2 protein-coding genes and 1 pseudogene are annotated in these 1,579 nt (G+C 34.8%); all 3 read left to right on the top strand.

What is annotated here, in order from left to right; genetic code table 11:
- Nucleotides 1-302 (top strand): formylglycine-generating enzyme family protein (locus VXQ92_RS17250; protein ID WP_416682645.1); only part of this gene is annotated, 302 nt, incomplete at its 5' end.
- 109 nt (nt 303-411) lie between these two features.
- Nucleotides 412-576 (top strand): hypothetical protein, encoded by a 165-nt coding sequence (locus VXQ92_RS17245; protein WP_000854552.1) that lies wholly within the window; start codon nt 412-414, stop codon nt 574-576.
- 537 nt (nt 577-1,113) lie between these two features.
- Nucleotides 1,114-1,579 (top strand): annotated as a pseudogene (locus VXQ92_RS17240) (hypothetical protein); the annotation flags it as partial.

Below are 1,579 nucleotides of genomic sequence, written 5' to 3'. Positions count from 1 at the left end.
ATTTTACTGGTATTGCTCCTGTCGGATGTTTTAAACCTAACGGTTTTAAACTATTCGATATGATTGGAAATGTTTGGGAATGGACATCTTCTCCTTATCAAGGTGCGCATGACCAGCACATGGGTAATTATTCTGCTTTAAGACAACAAGAAATGAGCAGTACTCAATATGTGATTAAAGGTGGATCGTTTTTATGTGCTGAAAATTACTGTTCACGTTATCGTAATAGTAGCCGCTATCCCCAAGATTTTGATTTAGCCGCTACCCATGTGGGTTTTAGAACGATTTTACGCTCTCCTTAATTTCTTCTTAATTTAGCTGCTAAAAGATATTTTTTAACCAAAAACCGATCGAAATATAATCAAAACATTTCTATAGTAAAAGGGAGAATGATAAAAAAGCGAGAACAACATGAAAACATTACTTCTTTGTGCCGCAGCAATTTTCACAATGTCATTATCAGCCTGTGCAGTACATACACCTGAGGGTAGTATTGTGATTGATCCTGACTCTCCGTATTACGGACACCCAGGAGGTTTTTGCCCACCTGGACAGGCGAAAAAAGGACGTTGTTAGAAGTACTCTTTTAAAGTCATTAGATAGAGACTTCTATTAAATGATGAACTGAATACCGAAATGGAGGGTTCCAGCCCAAAATTAGATGGGATGAAACTAGAAAATTATGGTGTAAAAAATCACCATATCCCCAAGATTTTTAAAAGACAATCTTACGTTGTCTTCTATCTAGTTTCACCCCAATTCTTTCTTATTTCGTTTGACTTTTCTGATCATTTAATAAAAAAAGTCTAGTTTTTACTCATCGTTGTATCTTTTTATTGATACATTTTGATCATTTTACCTTCAGGTCAAACCTGATGAATTCGCTCTATACAAAATAACTATTTATGTAACGTAAGTCTATAAAAATGTTCTAAAAATGTGAAAAAAAATGAAGGTAAAATGCGATGTAATTATCATAAAAAATGACTCATCTTATATTCATCACAAAAATATTGAATTTTATTTTGGCAGTTATTGCCACACGTTTCTTCTCGTTGGCATAGATAATGTATACACCTGTATATTAACCTTATCGTACAAGCGAGATATTTTATGTCCAGCCAGAGTCCAGCCGAAGGTCTACAATTTCCGATTCACGCCTCGATCAAAAAGCAAAGCACGTCTCTTACAGGCCAAGAGATTTTGTCAGAAGCTTTATCTATTGTAGATAATAAAACTGCTCAACAGATTTTGGCTGAAAAAAATTGGCGAAAAAATTATCCTATTTACTTTAAGGCACTTGTTAAGCACGGAATTACTAACAGCAATAATCCAATTACCATTGCAAATCAGGGATTGCATAAGGCTCATCATCTTTTTGATTATTACCGCGATGGTAAACACTATCTTTTAAAAGATGCTCTACACATCCCCACTTCTACACCTTTAAATACAGTAAAATTTAAAGGCGAAAGTGAAGCTGCACCAGAATGGTATGTTCCATATAAAGGCCAAAAACTGAGCGGGCAAAGCTTACTTGACCAAATTCAAAAATGGGAAAATGCAGGTATTATTGAAC

This window comes from Acinetobacter sp. 228, assembly GCF_048147885.1.
The sequence above is the reverse complement of the archived record's forward strand: the minus strand, read 5'-3'. Positions and strand labels throughout refer to the sequence as shown.

Bases quoted from the DNA above. Each gene is read 5' to 3' on its own strand.
- VXQ92_RS17245 (WP_000854552.1), top strand. From the start codon at position 412: ATGAAAACATTACTTCTTTGTGCCGCAGCAATTTTCACAATGTCATTA.